General features: G+C 32.3%; 15 protein-coding genes. 5 read left to right on the top strand and 10 right to left on the bottom strand.

What is annotated here, in order from left to right; translation table 11 throughout:
* Positions 1-2 precede the first annotated feature (2 nt).
* From DWX29_RS06690 to DWX29_RS06700, 3 genes are all read right to left on the bottom strand, one after another.
* A complete protein-coding gene (locus tag DWX29_RS06690; RefSeq protein ID WP_022088341.1) occupies positions 3-1013 on the bottom strand; it encodes a DUF5688 family protein in 1011 nt (336 codons plus the stop codon).
* A 279-nt stretch (positions 1014-1292) separates the two neighbouring features.
* Positions 1293-3116: a translational GTPase TypA gene (gene typA / locus DWX29_RS06695; RefSeq protein WP_022088340.1), complete on the bottom strand. Its 1824-nt coding sequence runs from the start codon at positions 3114-3116 to the stop codon at positions 1293-1295.
* A 118-nt stretch (positions 3117-3234) separates the two neighbouring features.
* Positions 3235-3861: a YigZ family protein gene (locus DWX29_RS06700; protein WP_199663678.1), complete on the bottom strand. Its 627-nt coding sequence runs from the start codon at positions 3859-3861 to the stop codon at positions 3235-3237.
* Positions 3862-4243: 382 nt separating this feature from the next.
* Here DWX29_RS06700 and DWX29_RS06705 point away from each other — a divergent pair, with 382 nt between their 5' ends.
* The gene (locus DWX29_RS06705) at positions 4244-6814 is read left to right on the top strand and encodes a transglycosylase domain-containing protein (RefSeq protein ID WP_118565460.1); all 2571 of its coding nucleotides are present in this window, start codon (positions 4244-4246) and stop codon (positions 6812-6814) included.
* Positions 6815-6978: 164 nt separating this feature from the next.
* Here DWX29_RS06705 and DWX29_RS06710 read toward each other — a convergent pair whose 3' ends face one another.
* The 3 genes from DWX29_RS06710 to DWX29_RS06720 form a co-directional block, all read right to left on the bottom strand.
* Positions 6979-9948, bottom strand: coding sequence for a hybrid sensor histidine kinase/response regulator (locus tag DWX29_RS06710; RefSeq protein WP_118565461.1), 2970 nt, complete (start codon positions 9946-9948; stop codon positions 6979-6981).
* 295 nt (positions 9949-10243) lie between these two features.
* Positions 10244-11854 carry a DEAD/DEAH box helicase gene (locus DWX29_RS06715; protein WP_118565462.1) on the bottom strand — a complete coding sequence of 537 codons (1611 nt, stop codon included), beginning with the start codon at positions 11852-11854 and terminating at the stop codon, positions 10244-10246.
* 298 nt (positions 11855-12152) lie between these two features.
* Positions 12153-13322 (bottom strand): cation diffusion facilitator family transporter, encoded by a 1170-nt coding sequence (locus DWX29_RS06720; protein ID WP_118565463.1) that lies wholly within the window; start codon positions 13320-13322, stop codon positions 12153-12155.
* 479 nt (positions 13323-13801) lie between these two features.
* Between DWX29_RS06720 and DWX29_RS06725 the strand changes: the two genes are divergently transcribed.
* From DWX29_RS06725 to DWX29_RS06735, 3 genes are all read left to right on the top strand, one after another.
* The gene (locus DWX29_RS06725) at positions 13802-14758 is read left to right on the top strand and encodes a TAXI family TRAP transporter solute-binding subunit (RefSeq protein ID WP_243053243.1); all 957 of its coding nucleotides are present in this window, start codon (positions 13802-13804) and stop codon (positions 14756-14758) included.
* Positions 14759-14781: 23 nt separating this feature from the next.
* On the top strand, positions 14782-15969 hold the full coding sequence (gene gltS, locus DWX29_RS06730; protein WP_117909669.1) for a sodium/glutamate symporter: 1188 nt from the start codon (positions 14782-14784) through the stop codon (positions 15967-15969).
* A gap of 111 nt (positions 15970-16080) precedes the next feature.
* Positions 16081-16266, top strand: a complete 186-nt coding sequence (locus DWX29_RS06735; RefSeq protein WP_118565464.1) for a hypothetical protein — start codon at positions 16081-16083, stop codon at positions 16264-16266.
* A 412-nt stretch (positions 16267-16678) separates the two neighbouring features.
* On the opposite strand, the gene gdhA is transcribed toward DWX29_RS06735, so the two are convergent.
* From gdhA to spoVAD, 3 genes are all read right to left on the bottom strand, one after another.
* Entirely contained in the window at positions 16679-18013 is a 1335-nt protein-coding gene (gene gdhA / locus DWX29_RS06740) for an NADP-specific glutamate dehydrogenase (RefSeq protein WP_022088331.1), read from the bottom strand.
* Between the two features lie 350 nt (positions 18014-18363).
* Positions 18364-18717 carry a SpoVA/SpoVAEb family sporulation membrane protein gene (locus tag DWX29_RS06745; protein WP_022088330.1) on the bottom strand — a complete coding sequence of 118 codons (354 nt, stop codon included), beginning with the start codon at positions 18715-18717 and terminating at the stop codon, positions 18364-18366.
* A 53-nt stretch (positions 18718-18770) separates the two neighbouring features.
* A complete protein-coding gene (gene spoVAD / locus DWX29_RS06750; RefSeq protein WP_022088329.1) occupies positions 18771-19781 on the bottom strand; it encodes a stage V sporulation protein AD in 1011 nt (336 codons plus the stop codon).
* 325 nt (positions 19782-20106) lie between these two features.
* Here spoVAD and putP point away from each other — a divergent pair, with 325 nt between their 5' ends.
* A complete protein-coding gene (gene putP / locus DWX29_RS06755; protein ID WP_118565465.1) occupies positions 20107-21648 on the top strand; it encodes a sodium/proline symporter PutP in 1542 nt (513 codons plus the stop codon).
* Between the two features lie 117 nt (positions 21649-21765).
* On the opposite strand, the gene DWX29_RS06760 is transcribed toward putP, so the two are convergent.
* A complete protein-coding gene (locus DWX29_RS06760) occupies positions 21766-22590 on the bottom strand; it encodes a Cof-type HAD-IIB family hydrolase (RefSeq protein ID WP_022088327.1) in 825 nt (274 codons plus the stop codon).
* Positions 22591-22597: the final 7 nt, after the last annotated feature.

The following is a 22597-nucleotide window of genomic DNA, read 5'->3' on the forward strand; positions in this document are numbered from 1 at the left end:
TTTTACATGTATATTCTGTCGTCTCTTCTGCAGTATAAATACATATGATTTGATAAAATTTCAACTGTTTCTAATTCATTTTCATTAACTTCACCAATCATCTCATTTATTTCTTCATCTGAAATTTCATTATCTTTTGGTATCAATATTACTTCATGAACAGAACTTGGAATTATTATTAAATCTTTTTCTATTTTATCCGCAAACTTCTTAAGTAATCCATCATAAAACATCGTTCCTGCACCATTAATTCTTTTTTCATTTGTCAGAACATACATATCAATCTTATCATCATATTTCATTTTTTCAATTTCTTCACGTACATATTCTGACACTTTTTCTTTCGGATGTCCACCATAAGCACAATCTTCTTTAACAAAATCCCATTGTTCCTGTTCATCCTCATCATCCCATTGCATCGAAATATCATTAATAATCATCTCAGCAAGTAAATCTTCCATTCTCATTATAACCGGAGGCATTAATTCAGGTGTATTAGTTAACGCTACTTCTTCAATTTCTTTTTTGCTGACTTGCCACATATCTAAATGTTCTTTCTTAATCATCGCAGTAACTGAATTATACGCATCTTCTTCTATCACAATATTAAACACAATTGCCAAATCTAAAATATGTAAATGTGGAACAGTCTTAAGCATCTCCCTGTTCATATCGTAATTAATTACTTTATATGCTATTTTATTCTTTATATAGGAATAGTTCATAAAATCTTCCATACTAAAATTTAGTCCACAGGAATTCATAATATACATTTCAAATATCTCATTTGCTATATCTGAAATATCCTTTCCCTGACAAAATTCTTCATAGTAAGATTCCAAATAGATTGTTGGCGTTGCCCGATTTTCATCATTAACAACACTTATAGATTTTAGATGTACATTGTTATTCTTTACTACATCCCTAATAACAACTCTTCCTGAAAGACCTTTTCTTTCAGCAAGCATTTCAAATTCCCCGTGAATTTCCTTAACAAAATTCTCATAATTCATTGGTTTGTACCCCTTTACACTTAATATCGTGTAATGTTACAAATCATTTATAGCCAAATTGATTTTATTATATTTCCAAATAAAAATCAACTACTTTTTTTAATTTTATTTCTGTTTCTACTTTTTTAATTTTATTTCTGTTTCATAGCGTGATTTCTTCAAAATTAATAAACTGAAGCCAAACTATGCCTTTCACTTTATTTTCACAAAAATAATAAAACGATTACTCATGACATAAATCATAGGTAATCGTTTCTTATTGATTTGCAAATTATAATTTTATTTATTTCTTTGCGCTCTCTTTCTCATTGTTGGGTCAAGAATTTTCTTTCTAATTCTAAGACTTTCAGGTGTAATCTCTAAAAGTTCATCAGTATCAATATATTCAAGTGACTGCTCTAAGCTTAATACTTTCTTTGGTACAAGTCTTAAAGCTTCATCTGAACTTGATGTTCTTGTATTTGACAAATGTTTTGTCTTACATACGTTAACTTCGATATCTTCTGCTTTTCCTGTCTGACCAACTATCATACCTGCATAAACTTTTTCACCAGGTCCGATAAATAATGTTCCTCTTTCCTGAGCGTTGAATAATCCATAAGTAATAGCTTCACCTGCTTCAAATGCAATTAATGAGCCTTGTTTTCTATACTGAACATCTCCCTTGTATGGACCATATCCGTCAAATACTGTATTCATAATTCCGTTACCTTTTGTATCAGTCATAAACTGACCTCTGTAACCAATTAATCCTCTTGAAGGAATTGAAAATTCCAATCTTGTATAGCCACCATTTGTTGGAGCCATCCCCTGAAGTTCGCCTTTACGGTCACTTAATCTCTGAATGATTGTTCCTGCAAATTCTTCAGGCACATCAATATAGCAGATTTCCATAGGCTCTAATTTCTTACCTCTTTCATCTTCTTTATAAATAACTTCAGCTTTACTTACTGCAAATTCATATCCTTCTCTTCTCATATTTTCGATTAATACTGAAAGATGAAGTTCTCCTCTTCCTGATACTTTGAAAGAGTCTGTTGATTCTGTTTCTTCCACTCTTAAACTTACGTCTGTATTCAATTCTCTAAACAATCTGTCTCTTAAATGTCTTGAAGTAATAAATTTACCTTCCTGACCTGCAAGCGGACTATCATTTACCATAAAATGCATAGAAATTGTAGGTTCTGAAATCTTCTGGAATGGAATTGCTACAGGATTATCTAATGAACAAAGTGTATCTCCAATATGAAGATCTGTAATTCCTGCAATAGCAACAATTGAACCTACTGTTGCTTCCTTAACTTCTATTTTATTTAATCCGTCAAATTCATATAACTTTGTAATTTTAACCTTCTCCATTTTATCTGGTTCATGATGGTTAACTAAAGCTACGTCCTGATTAATCTTTAAAGTACCGTTATCAATCTTACCAACACCGATTCTACCAACATATTCATTGTAATCAATTGTACTGATTAATACCTGTGTATCTGCATCAGGATCGCCCTGTGGTGCAGGGATATAATCAACGATAGTATCAAATAAGTCTTTCATGTCTGTTGTCTGCTTATCTAAATCTAATGTTGCAAATCCCTGTTTTGCTGAAGCAAATACAAATGGGCAGTCTAACTGTTCTTCATTTGCATCTAATTCTATAAATAATTCTAATACTTCATCTATTACTTCTAAAGGTCTTGCTTCCGGTCTGTCAATCTTATTTATACATACAATAACAGGAAGCTGAAGTTCTAATGCTTTCTGAAGAACGAATCTTGTCTGTGGCATTGCACCTTCAAATGCATCTACAACAAGAACAACACCGTTTACCATCTTAAGTACACGTTCTACTTCTCCACCAAAGTCAGCATGTCCCGGTGTATCAATAATATTAATTTTTGTATCCTTATATGTTACGGCAGTATTTTTTGAAAGAATTGTAATACCTCTTTCTCTTTCAATATCATTTGAGTCCATTACTCTTTCTGCTACTTCCTGATTTTCTCTAAAAACACCACTCTGCTTTAACAATTCATCTACTAAAGTTGTTTTACCGTGGTCAACGTGAGCTATAATAGCTATGTTTCTTACATCTTCTCTAATCATTTTTTCTCTTTCCTACTTAAATAAATCTTTGTTTATTGTATCACAAATGTTCATTTTACCACATAGAAACATCGTTTTCAATAATTTTTACATCTGCCTATTATTATTCTGCCTACAATTATTCCACAACAAATTCTGCTTCTTCTCTTTCTCCAAATACTGCTTTTCCATTTGTCGCTTCTACAACTTTCTTTTCAAATCCGTCATAATCTTCCTTCTTAACCGTGATATCAATTATGACTTTTTCAGTATAAATTGTATCTATGTTTTTTATTCCCATGCTTGCAGCAATATATTGAATCTTTCCAATGCCATTGTAATCAGTTTCTATTTTTGTTCTTATTCCCTGAATTTTGCATACAATAGAAGCATTTTCAATTCCATCCTGAGAAGATTTTGTATAAGCTCTTATTAAACCACCCGTTCCAAGCAAAGTTCCTCCAAAATATCTTGTCACAACAATTAAAATATTATGGATATCATTTCCTTTTATAACTTCTAATATTGGTTTTCCTGCCGTTCCACTTGGTTCTCCATCATCTGAGAATCTCTGCGTTTCATTATTTTTACCTAGTACGTATCCATAGCAGTTATGTCTTGCGTCCCAATATTTTTTCTTTAATTCTTCTATATATCCTTGAGCCTGCTCTTCCGAATCTATTGCATATACATGCGCAATAAACCTGGATTTTTTATCCACGAACTCACCAACTCCCGGTTTTGCAACTATTTTATATTCACTCATTAAAATGCTCCCATAAACTTTTTAGAAATACACTAAATCTAAGTTGAGACGGATGGCATATTTAATTAAAATGCATTTGACGCCGTCGGTTCAAAGCGACAGCTATATTTTTCTTAGGAACATAAGTCCTAAGGAAAATATGAGATGGAAGTTTAGAACCGCTACGAGCGTCAAGCAGCGCGAGCGTTTTTTTAGTTAAATATGCCATCCGTCTCAAAAAGGATTTGGTGTTTTTCTAAATTATTTAGGTATATTTTAATAGGTAATATTTTATATTTCAACATTGTTCTCGATAAATTTATGAATTTTGTCTTATATTTTTCTTTTTTACTTTATAAAAATATATACTTTTGCTATAATGTAGCGGATAGGAGGATTATTTATGAACTATGGTTATAGAGAAACAATATCTAAACAAAAGAATCTTGTTTCAACCGGTCAACGTCTTTCAAAAAAGAGTTTAGTGGTATTTTTCAAGATTTTATTATACATTTTGCTTTTAATATGTATAACGGGATGTGCCCTTGTTTTTGGTATTGTTCGTGGAATTATTGATGCTGCACCTGATATTCAAGATGTATCAATTGTACCTTCTTCTTATTCAACAACTGTTTATAATAATAAAGAAAAGGAAATTGCAAAACTTGTCACTTCCGGTTCTAACAGAATAAAGGTTTCAATTGATCAGGTACCTGATAATTTAAAATGGGCTTTTATCGATACTGAGGATGCCCGTTTTTATGAACATAACGGTATTGATATTCAGGGTATCGGACGAGCTGTTGTTGTAGCAATTACAACTTTAAACCCTTCCGAAGGTGCAAGCACTATTACACAACAGGTTTTAAAGAATAATGTTTTTACTGATTGGACTTCAGAGGAAACTTTAGGTGATCAGGTCAAACGTAAACTTCAGGAACAGTATCTTGCAATTCAACTTGAAAAAGTTACTAAAAAAGAAACTATCCTTGAAACATATTTGAATACAATCAATCTTGGTTCTAATACATTAGGAGTTCAGGCTGCTTCCCATAGATATTTTGATAAAGATGTCAGTGATTTAACTTTATCAGAATGTGCCGTAATTGCCGGAATCACACAGAATCCGGCTGCTTACAACCCTATATATCACCCGAAGGCTAACGCTAAACGTAGGAAGAAAATTCTAAAAAATATGCTAGATGCCAGTCATATAACTAAAGATGAATATAATGAGGCTATGAAAGATGATGTATACAGTCGTATTCAGTCTGTAGATAATCAGATTACTCAGAGCAACAATGTTTACTCTTACTTTGTTGATGAAGTTGTTTCTCAGGTTATGAGCGATTTACAGGAACAAAAAGGTTATACTTATACTCAGGCTTATAACGCCGTATATAGTGGTGGTTTAAAAATTTACACTACTCAGGATTCAAAAATCCAAAAAATTTGCAATAAAGAATTATCAAACGCTGAAAACTATCCCAATACAGTTTCTTATTCCATTAACTGGGCATGGACAATTCAGCACGCTGATGGAACAACTGAAAACTATTCAGAAAGTTACATCAATTATTATCACAAAGTTCTTTTGAACGAATCTTCTTTTAAATTAATTTTTTCAACAAAAGAAGCTGCAAAAGAATGTGTAAAACAATATAAAAAATATTTATATCCTGATGGATTAGCTGATGATGATGTTGAATATGAAACTTTATATTACACTCCTCAACCTCAGGCTTCATTCACAGTTATGGACCAATATACAGGATACGTTAAAGCTATTGTTGGTGGAAGAGGTTCTAAGAAGGTTAGTTTAGGTCTTGACCGTGCTACTCAATCAACAAGACAGCCGGGTTCAACATTTAAAGTTTTATCAACCTATGCACCGGCAATTGATACAATGGGATATACTTTAACTACTAAAATAAAGGATGAACCTTTTAATTATTCTAATGGACGTCCTGTTAAAAACTGGTATAGCGGTTACCGTGGTACTGTTACAGTCAGAAAGGCTATAGCTGATTCCATGAATGTATGTGCCGTAAAAACACTTACAGAAATTACACCGCAACTTGGCTTTGATTATTTATTAAATTTTGGTTTTACAACATTAGTTCAAAACAGAACTGAAAAAGACGGTTCAGTTGTTTCTGATATTCAACAGCCTTTAGCACTTGGTGGTATTACTGATGGTATTACTAATTTGGAAATAACTGCTGCATATGCAACAATCGCAAATCAGGGAACTTATACAAGACCTGTATTTTATTCAAAAGTAGTTGATAGTAACGGAAGAATATTATTAGACAATACTACTCCTACTACACATACAGTTCTTAAGTCATCTACTGCTTCACTTTTAACTCAGGGAATGACAAGTGTTATTACTGAAGGTACAGGTAAAGCATGTGCGCTTACAGACGGAATGCCTGTTTCAGGTAAAACAGGTACAACTTCAAGTGCTTACGACTTATGGTTCTGCGGATATACACCATATCTTACTGCATCAATTTGGACAGGATATGATGAAAACAAGGAGCTTGGTTCCGATCAAGCATATCATGAAAGATTATGGTCAAAAATTATGAGCCAAATTGATCAGGTTAAGGGCTATAAAATTAAGGATTTTGAAATGAGTGATGATGTTGAAGAAGTTACTCTTTGTTCATCATCAGGTGCATTAGCAATCGAAGGCGTATGTCCTCATACTTATACAGAGTATTTTTCAAAAGATACTGCACCAACAAATAAATGTAGTTATCATTATGGTACTCCTAAAAAGACTACTAACGAATCATCTACAGAAGCAACAACCTCAGGGACTGTAACAGTTGGCTCGGCAAATGCTGCTGACAGAAAGACTTCAGTTTCAAGTGGTTCTTCTGATTCGTCAGGTTCTGATGATGCTAAAGACGGTTCAGGTAGCTCAAATGATGGCTCTTCCGGTTCTAATGGTACTAAAGAATAATAAACAAAGAACCACAAATAAAACAATGTTTTATTTGAAAATTAAGTTTATAAACTTTGTCTTACAATATACAAATAAAAATGCGTAGTGTTTCAATTTACACTACGCATTTTTATGTATTAAATGATACTATAAACCGTATTTAATTTTTCTTATAAGCTAATCTACAGCCATTTTTGTAGTATCTCATCTAATTCTTTTATATCTACAGGTTTAGCTATATGTTCATTCATTCCTGCTGCTTTTGCTGTAAGAATATCTTCCACAAACGCATTCGCTGTTACTGCTATAATTGGAATTGTATGAACATCTTTTCTCTGATCCATTTGTCGAATTGCTTCTGCAGCCTGATATCCATTCATAATCGGCATCTGTATATCCATGAACACAATATCGTAATAATTCTCAGGTTCGCTTTCCAATTTTTCAACTGCAACTTTACCATTTTCTGCACGGTCTACTTTGATTCCAGTCATATTAAGCATTTCTCTCATAATCTCTGCATTAAGTTCATTGTCTTCAACTACAAGTGCTCTACGATTACTATAGTCTTCATTCTTAAGTACAGATAGCGGATTCTCTTCTTCCTGATTATTATTAAGCAATTGCTTAAATGTCGTCGTAAGCCTTGACTTAAACAACGGTTTAGAAATGAATGCATTAACACCGGCTGCTTTTGCTTCTTCTTCTATATCGCTCCAGTCATATGCCGACATAATTATTATCGGAACATCTTTTCCAACAGCTCTTCTTATTTCTTTTGTTGTTTCTATTCCGTTCATTTCCGGCATGTTCCAATCAATTATAGCTGCATAAAAATCATCATTTTTATCATGCTCTTCTACCACTCTTGCAACAGCTTCTTTGCCGGTCGTAACACCTTCGCTATTCATTCCAATAGAATTTAAAACTTTGCACGTTGAATCGCATACAACTTTCTCATCGTCAACAACTAAAACTTTTAAGTTTATTAATTCATTATCTGTTTCCTCTTTATCATCCTGTAACTTTAGAACCATTGTAACGGTAAACCTGGAACCTTTGTTTATTTCACTTTCAACCTGAATTTCTCCACCCATCATGTGAATTATGTTATTAACAATAGCCATTCCTAAACCGGTACCCTGAATCTTATCAATTCGGCTGTCTTCTGCCCTCTCAAATGGAACAAATATTTTCTTGACAAATTCTTTAGACATACCAATTCCTGTGTCTTCAAATATAAATTCAAAACAGGACGTTGACTTGCTATGTGTAGGCTTTTCATTTACCGTAATACTAATTTTTCCTCCATTTGGAGTATACTTAATTGAATTGCTTATAATATTGGTAAATATCTTCTGTATTCGAATACTGTCGCCTATAACCTTTTCATGCTTCATATTTTCTATCGACACATTCAAATCAAGATTCTTATTTTTCACATCGCCTTTTACCAATTCAAGGACGTCTTCAAGCAATACTGATAACTCAATATCTTCATCCACAAGTTTAATATTACCTGATTCAATTCTGGACATATCCAAAACTTCATTGATTAATCCAAGCAAAAGTTTGCTTGAAGAAGTAATCTTCTTTAAGCATTCTAACATTCTGTCTTTATCATCTATATAACTTCCTGCAAGAGCCGTCATTCCAATAATGGCGTTCATAGGAGTTCTTATATCATGAGACATTTTTGATAAGAAATCACTTTTTGCATTACTTGCATTTTCTGCTGCCTGATACGCTTCTCTAAGTGCTTCCTGATCACGGACTTCTTTTTTCTTTAGTTCCGTTTCGTCCTGAGATGCCATTAATACCTTTGTAGGTACACCTCTTCTTCTTTCTACACAAAGAACAGCCAGATTTGTCCATCTAAATTCATTATCTGTATCAAATTCTTCTGAATATTCAAGGCTAAAACTATCTTTTCCAAAATCTAATTGTTCTATAAGTTTTTCTCTTTGCAACATCGTATCTACTGATGTATGCTTTTCATCATTTTTAAAACATTTGCTAAATATATTCTGAAGGATATCGCCATAACTACCTTCAAATCCGATTCCGGGTAGCTTTTTATTTTCATCTTCTATTATATATTCGTATTTATCTTCATCTAAATCTACTAAAATAAATCTATCAAACATCTGCGTTATTGCAGTTACAATATTCTCAACAGATTCTTTTTCATTCATTATATTACGTTGTTTTTTTACATTAAACACAACCGTTCCTATTAAATATATAATGAAAAATACCGCTAAAATAGTTACAAGTCTCCAACTATCCTTATTGGCAGTTGCATTCAGTTTATTCGTAGCCTCAACAGGGAATGCCTGAACTAAAATAAGACCACTGTTTTCAAGCCTCATCATATATGCACTTGATTCATAATTTTTACCATGTATTTCAAATGCATATTGATTTTTGTTCTTTAAGCTGTTTCTTAATTCCGCTATACCATTATCATCCATCAGATTGTGTTCTTTAAGGTAACTTGTTAATGTTGTTCTTTGTAAAATACCTACTGAATTTGCAACTATTTCTCCTGATTCACTACAAATAAACGCTGTTGAAGTATAACCAAACAGTTTTGTATTCATAAATTTCTTTAATGTTGCATCATCAAAATTTCCTACTAATACTCCCGCTATCTCTCCGTCCTTCTCTACCGGGGCAAAGAAGCATATTCTGTTTTGCATATCAGAATTACCTAATGGATTTAATGCTATAACCGTATCACCTTTTAACGCATCATAATACGCTATTACATTTGCAAATGTGTATTCTTTATTATCCTGATCAATTCCAATTCCATACTTATTTACATAAATTAAACTTTCAAAGCTCACATTCTGATTAAGTGATTCTATATCATGTGCTGTTACATTTCCGTTCTCATCAATAATTTGTCCAAATAATTTACCTATTGATTTAATACTTTCCTTTGCATCAACTAACAGACGGTCTATTATCTGTTCATTCTGCATGGTACTTATCTTTATATACTGTGCAGTTTGTTCCGAAACTCTCTTTCTCGTCGTCTGTATATTCATCAATACTGCTAGAGCAACAGCAAATATCATCACCCCTAATGATAAACTCCCCATCATTCGTCCTAAATGACTATTTTTACTATTCTCTAATTTCAATTTTTCTCCTTTAATTACATTCCGGATTGTTTAGCTTGCAAATTTACCTCCTTACAAATTATTTTTACGTTGCAATTTATATCTAATCAAATCTGAAATTTTCGTATTAATTCATAATTTTTATAAAATAAAATGCTATCAGTGCGAAACATAAATTTCTCATTCTAACAGCATTTTTACTTCGGTCATTTATTCTATTATCACTTATTAATGTTACTCCTTTTAGGTTGTTATGTCAACATTTGCAGCCTTTATGTTTTAGATTTTCCATAAATTATTTTACAAAATTTTTACGTTATTTTTGTTTATTTTTTCTTTTGTTTGTTTCAGATTTTTTATTCTTTTTTTCTGTAAATTTTCTGCTACTATTTTCGGATTCTACAAATCCCTTTTTTCTTCTTTTTTTATCTGATTCATTATTTTTACCATTACATTTCTTCTTTTCTGCTTCACTATTTTTTCCATTATATATGTTCTTTCTTCCTTTCTCTGTTTGTTTCCCATTTTCTGTACGTCTGTTCTTTACTGCTTTATTTTTTCTACCTATACCATTATTTTTTCTTTCTTTTCGTACAATTACAAGTGGTTTAACATCTGATAAGCCGCTATAATCATTATTTTTTCTATTCATCATATCCATTAATGCTAAAGTAATTTTTTCCAAAGAATATCCTTCTTCAATTAACATTTCAACAATTTCTTTTTGATTTGAACTATTGTGCTTATCCATAAATTTCTTTAATCTGTTAATGTTTCGCTGATAATCCTGAGTTTTTATTTCATCAACTGTCGGAAGTTTACTTTCAATAATTTCACATTTAGCATATCTTTCAATGTATCGTAAATCTTCTAGTTGTTTTCTTCCATCTATTAATGTAAATGATTTTCCTTCATTTCCTGCTCTTCCGGTTCTTCCGATTCTATGAACATAATATTCATTATCTTCAGGTAAATCATAATTAATTACAATATCAAGATTGTTAACATCAATTCCTCTTGCTGCCACATCTGTTGCAACAAGAATATTAAATGTACCTTTCTTAAACTGGTTCATTACATTTGTTCGCTGTTGCTGTTTTACATCACCATGTAACCCCTGTGCTAAAAATTTATTTTTTCCAAGGAAATCTACCAACTCATCAACCATTCTCTTCGTATTACAAAAAATAATTGCAAGTTTTGGTCTGTAATATCTAAGCAACAATGCTGTAGCACTTTTCTTTTTATTTTTATCTACAAGATAAAATCTTTGTTCGATACTGTCTACAGTCATTTGCTTATTTTTTATTTTAATTAATTCAGGATTTTTCTGATAATTATTTGTAATATCCAATATTTCCTTTGGCATTGTAGCTGAAAACAGAATTGTCTGTCTGTCATCAGGTGTAGCCTTTAATATAGTTTCAATATCTTCTCTAAATCCCATATTAAGCATTTCATCCGCTTCATCTAACACGACCATCTTTAACTGTTCTAATTTAAGGCTTTTTCTGCGGATATGGTCCATAACTCTTCCCGGTGTTCCAACTACAATATGACTTCCTTCACGCAAATGTTTAAACTGTCTTTCTATGTTCTGCCCTCCGAATATAGATACTACATTTAATCCTTTTATGTATTTTGCAAATTTTCTTAATTCTTCTGCTGCCTGCAATGCTAATTCTCTTGTTGGGCATAGTATAAGAACCTGATTTAATTTTTTGTTCATTGTCATATCTACAAGTTCTATCGCCGGTATTCCAAATGAAGCAGTCTTTCCACTTCCCGTCTGGCTAAATCCTATTACATCTTTTCCTTCCATAATTGCCGGAATGCTTTTTTCCTGTATTGGAGTTGCTTCTTCATATCCTAAATCTTTTACTGCTTTCTTTATTTCATCTGATATATTTAATTCCTGAAACTTCATCCTTACTTTTCCTTTCTCAATATTAATTTTATAAAAAATAAACTTTTATAAATATAAATTTTCTCTGTTATAAAAAGCAAAAAACGTCAAAAAATAAAAACATCACAAAGACACTTTTACTTTTTGACGTCGACTTTAAATGGTAACACATTTAATTCTGTTTTGCAAATATGTTTCTAATATTTTAATATATATTATTACATATTCTCTTATTTTTTATATTAATACACATTTTCTATACAGAATATCTTCCCATTTTTATTTCAAACTATTTTACTTTACTTTTGATGCAGATTTGTTAATTTCCAATATAATCTTCTTCTATTTTCATCACAACTCTATATTTATCATCAAGTTCACTTATCTTCTCTTCAATATTATTTTTTATTTCATCATGTTTCTTTTCTACACAAAATGGAACAACAACATCAAATATAAGATTTGTATGTGTATCTCCTGTTATCATTCTAAAATCATGTATGGACATATGTTCATCTATACTTTTAACTATGTTTTCAACTTTACTTCTTGTATCTGTAACCACCTGATTATCAACTTCAATCGGATCCATGTGAATTACTGCCTCACATCCTATTTTTTCCTGTAGTTCAGATTCAATATTGTCTATCATGTCATGTAATTTATATACATTTTCATTTCCGGGAACTTCTGTGTGCAGTGAAATCATCATTCTACCCGGGCCATAATCATGAACAACCAAATCATGAATTCCGTATACTAATTCATGTTTCATTACAATATCACGAATTTTGTCCACAAGTTCAGGCTCTGGTATTTTACCTAAAAGCGGAGATATCGTATCCTTAAACGCACCAATTCCTGCATATATAATCAAAATTGCTACTAAAAGTCCGCATATACCATCTATATTTATTCCAAACTTCATATTAACAAGTACACATATTAATACTACTGTTGTAGCCACGGAATCACTTAAGCTGTCTATTGCTGTTGCTTTCATTGTTACTGAATCTATTTTCTTTCCTATACCCGTATTGTAAAATGCCATATACAATTTTACACAAATAGATATAAGTAATATTGTTATAGCCAAAATACTAGATTCTAATTCCTGTGGATGAATAATTTTATCAACAGAACTCTTTGCCAGTTCAAGTCCCATTAATATTATCAGGCAGGAAACTGCCATTCCTGATACATATTCAAATCTTCCATGTCCAAACGGATGCTCTGTATCAGGTTTCTTTCCTGCAAACCAAAAGCCTACTAATGTTATTATTGATGAACCTGCATCTGACAAATTGTTAAATGCATCTGCTGTAATTGAGATTGCACCGGTTAACACTCCTGCAAAATATTTTCCAACAAATAAACATATGTTAAAAAATATTCCAACTACACTACACAATGTGCCATATGCTTTTCTTCCTTGAGAATCATTCATCTTTACGTCTTTCAAAAAAATTCTAGCCAATGCTGTAACCATTTTCTATTCCCTCTAAAAAAATTTTTTCATCTAATATTATGATATTGCTTTTATAAAATGATATGCTTTTTACCAACAACTAATATTTATTTCTTAAGCATCTATATCTGCAATCTTTTAATATTATTTAACACTTATCAAAATTAGACTCATATTATATTTGTTTTCAACAACTAACTTTTCCTAAACGTAGAACAACAGGTACATATAATGTACCTGTTGTTCTACGTTAAAGTTTTATATATAAAGCAATCAAAAATTATTCTTTTCACCGGCATATTTTGCGGATTTATATAGTATATTTCATTTTACTACTTTGGTCAAGATATTTGATTAAAATAGCGCATATGTGTACTTTTCTTTTTATCCTGTTTTTTATTTTTTCTTCCTATTTCTTATTTTTTCATTCCATTTAACTTTATTTTATTGTAAAATATTAGTTAGGTGTGTCCTAAATTTACGTAAAGGAGAATTTTAATTTGAAAAAATTTTTATGTATTTTACTTAGCCTCACAACACTTATGTTATCAGGCTGTGGCATTAAAAATGAAAAAATTCGATTTGGCTCTGCCGGTATTGGTGGAATGTATTATACTTTTGGAAATGCATTCACGGAACTTGCTACTAAAGAAAACGATAAGTTTAACTTTGAAGTAAAATCTACTGCCGGTTCAGCTGCAAACATACGATTATTATCTAAAAATTATATTGAAATGGGAATTGCTCAGGCTGATTTAATTAATGATGCCTATAACGGAACCGGAATATTTGTCAGTACCCAGTGTTCTGGTTACAAGGCAATAGCGGCATTATACCCTGAAGCCTGCCAGATTGTTGTTCACAATGATTCAGGCATAAATTCAATCGATGATTTACTAGGTAAAAAAGTCAGCATCGGTGAAAGTAATTCAGGTACTGAACAGACTGCTAATTTAATTTTACAACTTAACGGCTTATCAGACAAACTAGTAGACACTTTAAATTATGACTATACTACTGCCGCCGGCAAATTACAATCCGGTGAAATTGATGCATTTTTCTGTACTGCAGGATTGCGCACAACAATAATAGAAGAATTAGCACAACAATGTCCTATTAAATTTTTAAGCATTAGCGATTCATGTTCTAAAAAACTTGAATCTGCTTACGATACTTATGTTGACTATACAATTCCGGCGAATACTTATACCGGACAAACTGAAGAAATAAAAACAGTAGCTGTTCAAGCTGTTTTACTTGCTAGTAACGAATTGTCTGACATCGTTGTAGAATCTTTAACAGAATTTTTATTTGAACATTCAGCGGATCTTCAATATTCCGTTCCTGTGAATTTACAGCTCGATGAAACTTCTGCCGTTAAAGGTATTTCCATTCCGTTTCATCCAGGTGCAGTAAAATATTATAAAAAGCACAACATAAAAGTAAAATCTGAATAAATTTGTCTAAGGAAAGGAGTTTTATGGATATACAATTAGATATGTATCAGACACTTGCCATCGCAGTAGTCGTTTTAATACTCGGGCAGTTTTTGAAGCATAAAATTTATTTTTTGGAAAAGTTTTGCATTCCTGCCCCTGTTATTGGTGGTTTGCTATTTGCCATATTTACATGCATATGTCATTCAACGGGATTAATCGAATTTTCGTTTGATGATACCCTTCGTGAAGTGTGTATGGTATTTTTCTTTACATCAGTTGGTTTTCAAGCCAATTTAAAGGTTTTAAAAAGTGGTGGTAAATCTCTTTTTATTTTCCTATTACTAGTTATAACGCTTATTGTTTCTCAGAATTTTCTTGCTGTTGGGATGTCACATTTTCTTGACTTAGACCCACTTATAGGAATGTGTACCGGTTCAATTCCAATGGTAGGAGGTCACGGAACTGCCGGAGCATTTGGTCCTGTACTTGAAGATTTTAACATTAGCGGAGCTACAACCATTTGTACTGCTGCTGCAACATTTGGTTTAATTGCAGGAAGTTTAATCGGTGGTCCTATTGGTCGTCGTCTTATTGAGAAGAAAAATCTTTTGAACACAGTTGTTGCAGAAGATGACAGTCTTTTAATCGAAGACGAAAAAAGGCATGAAAGACATGCAAATATGTATGCAATGGCAGTATATCAGTTGATTCTTGCTATTGGTATAGGAACTATTTTTTCATGGATGTTAACTAAAACAGGCTTAACATTTCCTATTTATATTGGAGCAATGATTGCAGCTGCTTTAATAAGAAATATTGGAGAATATTCAGGCCAATTTGATATATGTATGGGTGAAATAAATGACCTTGGTGGTATTTGTCTTTCATTATTCTTAGGTATAGCCATGATTACACTTAAATTGTGGCAATTAGCATCTTTGGCATTACCACTTGTTATGCTTTTAGGTGCACAGGTTATTTTAATTTTTCTTTTCACATATTTTGTTATATTCAATATTATGGGGAAGGATTACGATGCTGCTGTTCTTGCAGCGGGAACATGTGGATTCGGTATGGGCGCTACACCAAATGCAATGGCAAACATGCAGGCTCTATGCGACAGATATGCACCTTCAATAAAAGCCTATTTGTTAATTCCGCTTGTTGGTAGTTTATTTGCAGACTTTATTAACAGTCTTGTTATTACATTTTTCATCAACCTGTTGTAGATTACAAAGCATTAAAATTTAACTATAAAATTTTAAATATCAATGAATTAAGATACGTTTCACTCTCATAACAAAATTGTAAATTTATTTATAAAGTATTTGGAGGTAATTATGGAGTTTAAGAAATTAAAAAAAATTAAGAGAAAACACGACTTTAATCTTTCTATTGATAATTTAGCTATCCCTGAGATTCATACACACAAGCAGGATGATACTTTAAAAGCCACTAAGGATCAGCCTTCTGTAAACTATGATACAGCTATACCGGAGATTCATATTAAGAAGAAAAAACAGTAAAATCTATTAAATTAAAAACACTACATTTTTTCTATGAACAGATATTATTAAAATATATTAAAAGACTGCATTTTTGCTATCACTTAATATTGTTACGATACCGTAAATAAAGATGTCGATTATATTATCGTATCTATTCCACAATATTAAATTTATCAAAAATACAGTCTTTGTATTTTTATTTTTTTAATATTTCTTTTCTAAACTTTTTCCATATTTTATCATCCATTATCGGTGCCGGGCAATGTTTTCCGTTAACATCAAAATGTCTTATTATCTTATTCGCATTAGGACAATATCTTTGTATATATTTTATTAATTTTCTTACTGATTTTAATAAGGGCTATCGCATACACGATAGCCCTGTAAAGACGTTATAACGTCAATTATTGCATTATAATGTGTTTTCTAATTAGCAAACACCCTGTGCTTCCATAGCTTCTGCAACCTTTTCAAATCCGGCAATGTTAGCACCTACTACGTAGTTACCTTCAAATCCGTATCTCTTAGCTGCATTACTGATGTTATGGTAAATGTTAACCATGATTGTCTGTAATTTAGCGTCAACTTCTTCAAATGTCCATGAAAGTCTTTCGCTGTTCTGTGACATTTCAAGAGCTGATGTAGCAACACCACCTGCATTAGCAGCCTTACCACCAACGAACCAAACTCCGTTTTCCTGTAAGTATTCTGTTGCATCAATTGTTGTAGGCATGTTAGCGCCTTCACAAACTGCCTTACATCCATTAGCTACTAACTGTTTAGCATCATCGATAAGTAATTCGTTCTGTGTAGCGCATGGAAGAGCGATATCACATTTAATCTGCCATACTCCACGTCCTTCATGATATTCAGCTGAAGGTCTTGCAGCAGCATATTCTGTAAGTCTTGCTCTCTTAACTTCTTTAACTTCTTTAAGAAGGTCTACATCGATTCCTTCAGGATCATAAATCCAACCTGTTGAATCTGAACATGTAACAACCTTAGCACCCATCTGATGAGCTTTCTGAATAGCATAGATAGCAACGTTACCAGCACCTGAAACAACTACTGTCTTGCCTTCCATACTTTCGCCATGGTCTTTCATTAATTCCTGTGTTAAGTAAAGTAATCCGTATCCTGTAGCTTCTGTTCTTGCTAAAGAACCACCGTATGTAAGTCCCTTACCTGTAAGAACACCTTCGTATAATCCACGGATTCTCTTATACTGACCGAACATGTATCCGATTTCTCTTGCACCTGTTCCGATATCACCTGCTGGTACGTCAGTGTCAGCACCGATATACTTGCAAAGTTCTGTCATAAAGCTCTGGCAGAATGCCATAACTTCTCTATCTGATTTTCCCTTAGGATCGAAATCAGAACCACCTTTACCACCACCGATTGGAAGGCCTGTAAGTGAATTCTTGAAAATCTGTTCGAAACCTAAGAATTTAATAATACCAATATTTACTGATGGGTGAAGTCTTAAACCACCCTTGTATGGTCCAATAGCTGAGTTAAACTGTACTCTGTAACCTGTGTTAACCTGTACCTGTCCCTTATCATCAACCCAAGGAACTCTGAACTTAAACTGTCTTTCCGGTTCACAAATTCTTTCAAGTAAAGCTTCTCTTCTATACTTTTCCTCGTTTGCATCAATTACAGGTCTAAGTGAATTTAATACTTCTTCAACTGCCTGTAAAAATTCTGGTTCACTAGCATTCTTTTCTTTAACCTTTGCTAATACCTCGTCTACATATGACATTTTGTAGTCCTCCTTAATATATTTTTACTTAATCCTTGTAAATGCGTCAAAATTTATCTTCCGATGCCATTCACATGACTACAATTATATTATATAGACTTTATTTTTTCAACTATTCTTCTGTTCTTTATTTAATAAATTAAGTAATGATTGATAATTTTAAACACAAATTAAGTTCTATCCTTTATTTTCAACGTTTAGACTTAATAATCAAAAGTATTGACTTTTTTTAATGTAGTCAGCACCTCATTTTATCAGTCTGTTTGTTAATTTATTAACATTTTTCTTTATAAAATAAACATTTATTTTATGTTTTTTATACATTAAATAAATCATAAATATATTTATTTCTATTGCATTTTTGATTTAAAGAACCATGAACCAACATAGCTCAATATTAATGCTGCCGATATACCAATGGCACTTGCGGTAAATCCTCCTTCAAATATTCCAATTAGTCCATCCTTGTCTATATGTTCTGCCATTCCCTTCCATAAGTTATTTCCAAATCCAATAAGAGGTACACTTGCCCCTGCTCCTGCCCAATCAATTAAAGGCTGATATAAACCAAAGAAACCAAGTATAGTACCTAAAACTACTAATAAAACCATAACCCTTCCCGGTAACAATTTTGTTTTATCCAGTAAAATCTGAACTAATGCACAAATTATTCCGCCTATTAAAAAACTTTTTAAAAATATCATTTTTTCTCACTTTCTAACCTAATTTTCGTTTTACAATTTCATTTTCTAAATCATTACACACTTTCAATCACTACAAGATGAGCAATTCCCGGAACAGACTTTCCCTGATTAAAGCTTATAGGTGACATCAAAGCACCCGTTGGGATAAATAAAATTTTCTTCCACGCTTTTTTCTTCAGTTGTTTAAATACATAACTTGTAAGTACTGTCGCAGAACATCCGCATCCACTTCCTCCTGAATGAGTATCCTGATTTTCTTTATCAAACATTTCAATTCCACAATCCATATGCACTTTCGAAATATCTATTCCCTTTCGTTTCAGCAAATCAATTAGTATCGCCTGCCCTACATATCCTAAATCACCTGTTATTATTTTGTCATAATCATCAGGAGCGGTTCCAAAATCATTTAAATGATTATAAATAACATCTGCTGCTGCCGGAGCCATACATGCCCCCATATTCTGGGCATCCTTCACTCCATAGTCAATTATCTTTCCCGTTGTTACTCCTGTAATTCTTGCAAATCCTTTTCTTTTTGTAACTATTGCCGCTCCACACCCTGTAACAGTCCATGTTGCCGAAAATGGTCTTTGATTTCCATATTCTAATGGAAATCTAAATTGTCTCTCTGCGCTTCCAAAATGACTTGACGCCATGGCTATTACATTTTCTCCATAACCTGCTGCAACCATCATTGCTGCCAGACTTAATCCTTCGCCCATAGTTGAACATGCACCATATAGTCCCATAAATGGGATTTCATAATCCATTATTCCAAATGTGGTTGCTATTAACTGTCCTAACAAATCACCTGCAAAAATATATCTTATATCCTCTTTTTTTAATCCTGATTTTAACAACAGTTTTTGCACGGTTTCTTTTTGCAGTAAACTTTCTGCTTCTTCCCAGCTTTTACTTCCAAGCATTGGATCCTGCTCAATCACATCAAATAATTTTCCAAGTGGGCCTTCTCCTTCTTTAGGTCCAACTACAGATGCTCCCTCAAAAATATATGGGGCTTCCGCAAATTTAACACTTTGCTTTCCTATCATTTCTCCCATAATATTGATTTCCTCCCGATTTCATTAATTTTTCTATAATTAGTATTTGCATTGTAATATTTTATTATTCACTTTATTTTGTTTATAAAATTGCTTATTTGTAGATTTTTGTTGATAATTTCTTATTTTTTTCATAAAATAGTAGAATATATGCGTTTATTTACGGCATTTTTATTGCTTATGAAAATTTACGATTATACTTTACTTAAGATTTCTGATTTTCTAGCGAATAACAAATGAAATAAACCAAATTATAGTAAATTTATTTTTGCACGAATATTAGTCTAATTCGTGTGGTTCTAATTTTGAACAGTAAGGAGGAAAAATGACTACATCTGAAATTGGCATTCTTATTGCCATTATTGGCTATATGATAGGAATGATTTGTATAGGTTTTTACTATACAAAAAAGAGCCGAACAACACATGACTTTTATCTTGGGGGTAGAAAGCTTGGTCCTTTTGTTACAGCAATGAGTGCCGAAGCTTCTGACATGAGCAGCTGGTTACTTATGGGATTGCCCGGAGTTGCTTACTTTACAGGCGTAGCTGATGCTTTTTGGACAGCTGCCGGACTTGCAATAGGTACATATGTTAACTGGTTAATTGTTGCCAAAAGAATCAGACATTACTCATATGTTTCAAGGAATTCTATTACTTTACCTGACTTCTTTGCAAACAGATACAGAGATAATTCAAATATTTTAAAATTTATTTCCGCAACTATTATAATTATTTTCTTTGTTCCATATACAGCTTCAGGTTTTGCTGCCTGTGGAAAATTATTTAACCGTTTATTCGGAATTGATTATATGACAGCCATGATTTTTAGTGCTATCGTTATTGTAGCTTACACTTCACTTGGTGGTTTCTTAGCTGCAAGTACAACTGACTTAATCCAGAGTATTATTATGTCCATAGCACTTGCAATCGTCCTTTTCTATGGAGTTAATTCTGTAGGTGGAATGGATGTTGTATATTCAAATGTAAAAGATTTATCAGGATATTTAAGTTTAACTCATTTATATGATGCAACAACAAATTCAGCAACAAATTATGGATTCTTGTCAATTGCATCTACTCTTGCCTGGGGATTAGGATATTTTGGTATGCCTCATATCTTATTGAGATTTATGGCTATTGAAGATTCAAGAAAACTTACTTTATCAAGAAGAATTGCAACAATCTGGGTTGTTATTTCAATGGCTATTGCAGTATCAATTGGTATAATAGGATACAGCATGTCTATAAATGGAATTGTTCCAAGTTTTGGTTCTTCCTCAGAAGCTGAAACAATTATCGTACAGATTGCTCACCATTTAAGCAATAACGGACTTTTATTTGCAATAGTTGCAGGATTGATTCTTGCCGGAATACTTGCATCAACAATGTCAACATCTGATTCACAGTTACTTGCTGCTTCATCAAGTGTTACTGAAAATCTTATTGGTGGTGTATTTAATATTAAATTATCTGCAAAAGCAAACATTATTGTTGCCCGTATTTCAGTTATTGCAATCTCAATAATTGCAGTTTTCCTTGCAAGTAATCCTAACAGTTCTGTATTTCAGATTGTTTCATTTGCATGGGCGGGATTTGGTGCAACATTTGGTCCTGTTGTTTTATTCTCATTATTCTGGAAGCGTTCAAATAAATATGGTGCTATTGCCGGAATGATTTCAGGTGGAATTATGGTATTTGTATGGAAATTTCTTGTTAGACCTATCGGTGGTTCATGGAATATTTACGAATTATTACCTGCATTTATTATCGCCTCACTATTCATTGTTGTTGTAAGTTTACTTACTCCTGAACCTGAGCAGGAAATTTACGATGAATTTGACAAAGTAAAGAGAATGACAAATTAATATCGACTAATTTTAATTAAATGCGATTTACTATTTATAAAAAAAACGACTTTATTTGTAAGCTTTAAAAACTTCAATATAAAGTCGTTTTTTCTGTTTATAAACTAAATTTAATAATTATACTGCCTTCTTTTCATTGAAAATAAACTTTTCAATTACATGTACAATTCCATCATCGTCATTTGATTTGGTAACGTAATCTGCACTTTCTTTTACAATTTCCTGTGCATTTTCCATTGCAACACCAATTCCCGCATACTTAATCATTGATAAATCATTGAATCCATCACCACAGCATATTGTATTCTCTTTATTAAGTCCTAACATATTTACAAGAACATCTAAAGTTGCTGCTTTATCTACATTCTGTGGCATTATCTCAACGAAAAACGGTTCTGAACGATATATACTCAATTCATTTCCATACATTTCATTAAGCTTATTTTCTACTTCCAATGCTTTTTCAGGTTCTGCTGTCATAAGGCATTTATTTACATTAAAGTTTACATAGTCAGGGAATGGAGCTACGTCTTTAATTCTTATACCATTAATCTTAGCTTCATGCTCCATATATTTATCATGACGTGTTCCTGTAACTACACATTCATCTTCATAAGTAACTAATCCAACATTATTTTCTTTTGCAAAGTCATATAATATTCTAATATATTTTGCCGGCAATACCTGCTGGTATACAACTTCATTTGTTCTCCAGCTTGTTATCTTAGCTCCATTGTAAGATAATACAAATCCACCATAAACATCAAGTTCTAATTCGTCTGCTATATCTATTATTCCTGCTGTTGGTCTTCCCGATGCTATAACAACTATGTGTCCATTTTTCTGCAACTTAATTATTGCTTCCTTTGTCTTAGATGTAATTTCCTTCTTACTGTTTGTAAGTGTTCCATCAATATCTAACACTAACATTTTTCTTTCCATTAAGTTT

Origin of the sequence: Eubacterium sp. AF19-12LB (assembly GCF_003479125.1) — a bacterium.
GTDB lineage: Bacteria > Bacillota > Clostridia > Lachnospirales > Lachnospiraceae > Eubacterium_U > Eubacterium_U album.